Source organism: Sandarakinorhabdus sp. (assembly GCF_031430775.1).
Classification (GTDB): Bacteria; Pseudomonadota; Alphaproteobacteria; order Sphingomonadales; family Sphingomonadaceae; genus Sandarakinorhabdus.
Genome location: NZ_JANPCD010000023.1, coordinates 1 through 5512 on the forward strand (window position 1 = coordinate 1; position 5512 = coordinate 5512).

Consider the following 5512-nt stretch of genomic DNA (forward strand, 5'->3'; position numbering starts at 1 on the left):
CGCGAAGGCGTGCCGGTGTTCTTGTCGGACGTGAAGGGCGACATTGCCGGCATGGCGATGAAGGGCAGCGACGCCGCCGCCTGGACTGGCAAGCGCGCCGCCGAAATCGGCATGACCGATTATGACTATGAAGCCTGCCCCGTCGTGCTGTGGGACCTGTACGGCGAGCAGGGCCACCCGATCCGCACCACGGTCACCGAAATGGGTCCGCTGCTGCTGGCGCGGCTGATGGGCCTGAACGAAACGCAGGAAGGCGTGCTGACGGTCGCGTTCCGCTATGCCGATGACCAGGGCCTGGCGCTGATCGACATGGAAGATCTGCAGGCGATGCTGGCCTATTGCGCCGAAAATGCCGGCGACCTGGCCAGCCGTTACGGCAATGTCACCAAGGCCAGCATCGGCACCATCCAGCGCCAGTTGCTCAGCCTCGAATCGCAGGGCGGCGCGCATTTTTTCGGTGAGCCGGCGCTCGATATCAATGATTTCATCGCGGTGGACGCCAAGGGCCGGGGCCAGGTCAACATCCTTGCCGCCGACAAGCTGATGCAGTCCCCGCGCCTGTATGCCACGTTCTTGCTGTGGCTGTTGTCGGAACTGTTCGAGACGCTGCCGGAGATCGGCGACCCGGCCAAACCCAAGCTGGTGTTCTTTTTCGACGAGGCGCATCTGCTGTTCGACGAGGCGCCCGATGCACTGATGGACAAGGTCGAACAGGTGGTGCGGCTCGTGCGGTCGAAAGGCGTCGGCGTCTATTTCATCAGCCAGAACCCGATCGACATCCCCGAAAAAGTCGCCGGCCAACTGGGCAACCGCGTCCAGCACGCGCTGCGTGCCTTCACGCCGCGCGACCAGCGCGCCATCAAGGCCGCGTCGGAAACCTTCCGCGCCAATCCCAAACTCGATGTCGCCACGGCGATCACCGAACTCAAGGTCGGCGAGGCGCTGGTTTCGCTGCTGCAACTCGATGGTGCGCCGTCACCGGTGGAACGCACGCTGATCGCGCCGCCGCGCAGCCGGGTCGGGCCGCTGACCGCCGAAGAGCGCGCCACCTGCATCAACGCCTCGCCGTTGGCCGGCAAATATGACGAGGCCATCGACCGCGAATCGGCTGCCGAACTGCTGGGCGCGCGTCAGGGTGAGCAGGCCGCCAAGGCGAGGGCCGAAAAAACCGCGACCGACCAGGCGAAAGCCGACGCCGAAGCCGCCAAGGCCGCTGCCGTAGCTGCGCGCGAACAGGCCCGCGTCGATGCGGCGCGCATCAGGGCCGAGGCGGCGCAAGCCCGCATCGATGCCCGGCCCAAGCCGAAAAGTGCCACCGAAAAGGTGCTGGAATCGGCTGCCCGCACCGCAGCCAACAGCATCACCCGGCAGATTACCGGCGGTCTTGGCCGGTCATTGATTCGCGGCTTGTTGGGCAGCCTGCTGAAGTAGCAAAAACCCTCAGCCGGGGATCTTCACATCCGCAAGATTGACGTCGCGCACGGCGGCCGGCGCATCGATCACTTCGCGTAGGAACGCGCCCTTGTTGACGGTGTTGGTCTTGGGGTCGCCGGCCTGGCTGCGGATGGCGGGGTCGGTGCCGGCGGCGCCAGCGCGGTCGAGCAGCTGCTGTTCGGCCGGGCTGCGGGTCGGCGGTTTCACGCCGGGGCCGAACAGCGCCTCCATGGCCGATGCCTGGGCATCGATGCCGGCGGCGCGCGGTGCGCCCGGCGTGGGCGGCGCCAGCGCGAAATCCTGCGGCACCACCAGCGGCGCATTGCGCGAAATCGCCATCTCGTCGGGGCCGCGCCCGGCCAGCCCGCCCTTGCCGCCACAAGCGCTCAACACGGCGCCGCAGATCATCAAAATCGCAATGTTACGCATCAGACTTGTCCTTTGGCGCCATCAGCGCGCGACCCAGCAATATCACAACACCCAGACTAATGCCTGCATCCGCGACATTGAACACCCAGAAACTGTGCGCGCCCCAGAAGAAATGCAGAAAATCGACGACATAGCCGAACCGCAGCCGGTCGACGATGTTGCCCAGCGCGCCGCCCAGCACCAGCGCCAGCGCCAGCGATTCCGCCTGCTGCCGTTCCCGCGCCAGCCAAAGCGCGACCGCAACGGCGATGCCGGCGGTGACAATGGTCAGCACCCAGCGCGACACTTCGCTGCCGCCGGCAAACAGCCCCATCGACACGCCGACATTGCCCACGAATGTCAGGCGGAAGAACGGCGCCACATCGATGAACCCGCGCAGCGGCAGGTGAATGACCTCAAGCACCCAGTATTTCGACACCTGGTCGATGACCAGCACCAGCGCCGCAACGGCAAAGCCAAGCCGCGCCAGAGGGTTGGACAGGGTGGGCGCCATCTCAGCCATGCAGCACCGTATCGCAGCGGCCGCACAGATCGGATTCGGCGTTCACATCGGGCAAATGCCGCCAGCAACGGGCGCATTTGGCGTGATCGACCTTGGCGGCCGTCACGGCGTCGCTGGCGCCCTTCACCACATGCACTTCGCTGACCAGCAGCAGCTCGGCCAGGTCGCTGCCTTGCAATGCCATGAAACGGTCCTCATCGCTGGTCTCGATGGTGATGCTGGCTTCGAGGAAGCTGCCGATGGCCTTGTCGCGGCGCATGGCCTCAAGCGGCAGATAAGCTGCCTCGCGCACGGTGCGCAGCATGGCCATGCGGGCGCCCAGTGCCTCGTCCACCCAGCCCGCATCGATGGCTGGCCAGTCGCTCAGATGCACCGACGCCCCCGGAAACCGCATCTGCCAGACTTCCTCGGCGGTAAACACCAGCACCGGCGCCAACCAGCGGGTCAGCGCGTCGAACACGATATCCAGCACCGTGCGCCAGGCGCGGCGGCGCAGGTCGGTGGCGGCATCGCAATACAGGCTGTCCTTGCGCACATCCATGGCAAAGGCCGACAGATCGGCATTCACGAAGTCGCTGATGATGCTGACATAAGCGTTGAAATCATAGGCATCGATGGCGGCGCGCAGCTGCGCCGAGATCTGCGCCAACCGGTGCAGCACCCAGCGTTCCAGTTCCGGCATTTGCGCCGGCGCCACACGTTCGGCGTCGCTGAAACCGTCCAACGCGCCCAGCAGATAGCGGAAGGTGTTGCGCAGCTTGCGATACTGGTCGGACACGCCTTTGAGGATTTCATCACCGATGCGGTGATCCTCGGTGAAATCGACCGTCAGCGCCCATAGCCGGATGATATCGGCGCCGTGGGTTTCCATCACCTTGAGTGGATTGACGGTATTGCCTTCGGACTTGGACATCTTGCGGCCCGACTGGTCCATGGTGAAACCATGGGTCAGGACGGCGTCAAAGGGCGCGCGGCCGCGCGTGCCGCAGCTTTGTAGCAGCGACGACTGGAACCAGCCGCGATGCTGGTCGCTGCCTTCGAGATACAGGTCGGCCGGCCAGCTGAGTTCCGGCCAGCGGCCCGATTCGAGCACAAAGGCATGGGTGCAGCCGCTGTCGAACCAGACATCGAGAATGTCGGTGATCTGTTCGTAATCGTCCACCCGGTCGCCAAGCAGTTCGGCGGCGAGTTCGGGCGTCCAGGCATCGACGCCCTTTTGCCGGAACGCCGCGACGATGCCGGCGTTGATGACCGGGTCGACCAGATATTCGCCGGTCTTGCGGTCCACGAACAGCGTGATCGGCACGCCCCAGGCGCGCTGGCGGCTGATGACCCAGTCGGGGCGCTGCTCGACCATGGCGCCGATGCGGTTGCGGCCCTTTTCGGGGATGAAGCGCGTGTTCGCGATGGCATCGATGGCGGTCTGGCGCAGGGTCGTGTCACCCTCGTCCCTTGGCTGATCCATGGGGATGAACCACTGCGGCGTGCAGCGGAAAATCACCTTTTTCTTGGAACGCCAAGAATGCGGATAGCTGTGCTTGAAATCGGCCGCCGACAGTAGCGCGCCGGCTTCGCGCAGCGCCGTGCAGATTGGGCCTTCGGGCGCGTTCAATTTCGGGTTGATGACGTTCATCGCCTCGCCGCCCAGCCACAGCCAGTCAGCGCGGTAACGGCCATCGCCTTCCACGGCGAACACCGGATTGATGCCGTGCGCCTTGCACAGCGCGAAATCGTCCTCGCCGTGATCGGGCGCCATATGGACAAGGCCGGTGCCGGTGTCGGTGGTGACGAAATCGCCGGGCAGGAAGGGGCGCAGGCGGGGGTAGAAATTGTCGGTGCCGCTGCTCGCCCCGCCCTCACCGTCACTCCCGCAAAGGCGGGTGTCCATTGCCGACCCGTCGGCGCTGGCGGGAGATGGATCCCCGCCTTCGCGGGGATGACGGAAATGGTTGGCCATGGGGTGGAGGGCCTTGGCGCCGGCTAGGGCGGAGCTATGACCAGCCCAAGCAATTCTATGACCAACCACAGGCGCGAGGTTTTGGCCTGCCCGTTCAACAAACTCGTCAACTAACTTGCTGGCAACGAGGAAGCGACCGACTGCCCCGCCCTCTTCCAAGGCCAAAATTTCGACCAACGCATATTCAACCTCCGGCCCATAAGCCAAAGCCTGGTTCATCGGAATCGTCCATGGCGTCGTCGTCCAGATGACGGCGTAAGCCCCCACCAGTTCCGGCGCATTGGGCGCTTCGACAATCTCGAACGCCACATCGATCTGCGTCGATACCACGTCCGCATATTCGACTTCGGCATCGGCCAGCGCGGTTTTTTCCACCGGCGACCACATCACCGGCTTGGCGCCGCGATACAATTGCCCGGATTCCGCGAATTTCAGCAGTTCCGACACGATGGTCGCCTCGGCCTGGAAATCCATTGTCAGATAGGGCTGGTCCCAATTGCCGTTGATGCCCAGGCGCTTCAACTGTTCGCGCTGCGTGTCCACCCATGTCTGGGCATAGGCGCGGCATTGGCTGCGAAATTCCACCGCCGGCACATCGTCCTTGTTCTGCTTCTTGGCGCGGTACGCTTCCTCGATCTTCCATTCGATGGGCAGGCCATGGCAGTCCCAGCCGGGCACATAGGGCGCATCCTTGCCGATCAGCGTCTGGGTGCGGACGACCGTGTCCTTGAGGATATGGTTCAGCGCATGGCCGATGTGCATGTCGCCATTGGCATAGGGCGGGCCGTCATGCAGGATGAATTTTTCCCGCCCCGCCCGCGCGGCGCGGACCTGGCCGTACAGGCCATCGGCCTGCCATTTGGCCAGAATTTGCGGTTCCTTCTGCGGCAGGCCGGCCTTCATCGGAAAGTCGGTTGCCGGCAGGAATACGGTGGGGCGATAATCGGTCATGATGGGCACGCTCTAGCGGGTGAAGCCCGCCAGAGTCACGCATTAGTCACGCGTTCAGTGCGGCGCGGGCAGCAGCGGCGTCAGCGGCGATCTGCACCATCAGCGCCTCCAGCCCCGGCAGCTTCATTTCGGGGCGCAAAAACGCGGCCAGCTCGACACCGATTTCCTGCCCGTACAGATCGCCGCTCCAGTCCATCAACCAGGTTTCGAGCAATTCCACAGCCGGCTCGATCATCGGG

At 64.5% G+C, this 5512-nt stretch carries 5 protein-coding genes; 1 reads left to right on the forward strand and 4 read right to left on the reverse strand.

Annotated features, from left to right (window positions below):
* On the forward strand, positions 1-1431 hold a 1431-nt coding region (locus RMQ73_RS01355; RefSeq protein WP_310496173.1), incomplete at its 5' end, for a helicase HerA-like domain-containing protein.
* Positions 1432-1440: 9 nt separating this feature from the next.
* Here the strand turns inward: RMQ73_RS01355 and RMQ73_RS01360 are convergent.
* The 4 genes from RMQ73_RS01360 to RMQ73_RS01375 form a co-directional block, all read right to left on the reverse strand.
* A complete protein-coding gene (locus RMQ73_RS01360) occupies positions 1441-1863 on the reverse strand; it encodes a DUF3035 domain-containing protein (protein ID WP_310496174.1) in 423 nt (140 codons plus the stop codon).
* Complete coding sequence (lspA, locus tag RMQ73_RS01365) at positions 1856-2365, reverse strand: signal peptidase II (protein ID WP_310496175.1); 510 nt, start codon at positions 2363-2365, stop codon at positions 1856-1858. The genes RMQ73_RS01360 and lspA overlap by 8 nt, the downstream gene beginning before the upstream one ends.
* Positions 2358-5273 (reverse strand): isoleucine--tRNA ligase, encoded by a 2916-nt coding sequence (gene ileS, locus RMQ73_RS01370; protein WP_310496176.1) that lies wholly within the window; start codon positions 5271-5273, stop codon positions 2358-2360. Before ileS ends, lspA begins: the two co-directional genes overlap by 8 nt.
* A gap of 46 nt (positions 5274-5319) precedes the next feature.
* Positions 5320-5512 (reverse strand): riboflavin kinase (locus RMQ73_RS01375; protein WP_310496177.1); only part of this gene is annotated, 193 nt, incomplete at its 5' end.

Coding starts and splice junctions, on each gene's coding strand:
- ileS (WP_310496176.1), bottom strand. CDS start 5,273: ATGACCGATTATCGCCCCACCGTATTCCTGCCGGCAACCGACTTTCCG.
- RMQ73_RS01360 (WP_310496174.1), bottom strand. CDS start 1,863: ATGCGTAACATTGCGATTTTGATGATCTGCGGCGCCGTGTTGAGCGCT.
- lspA (WP_310496175.1), bottom strand. CDS start 2,365: ATGGCTGAGATGGCGCCCACCCTGTCCAACCCTCTGGCGCGGCTTGGC.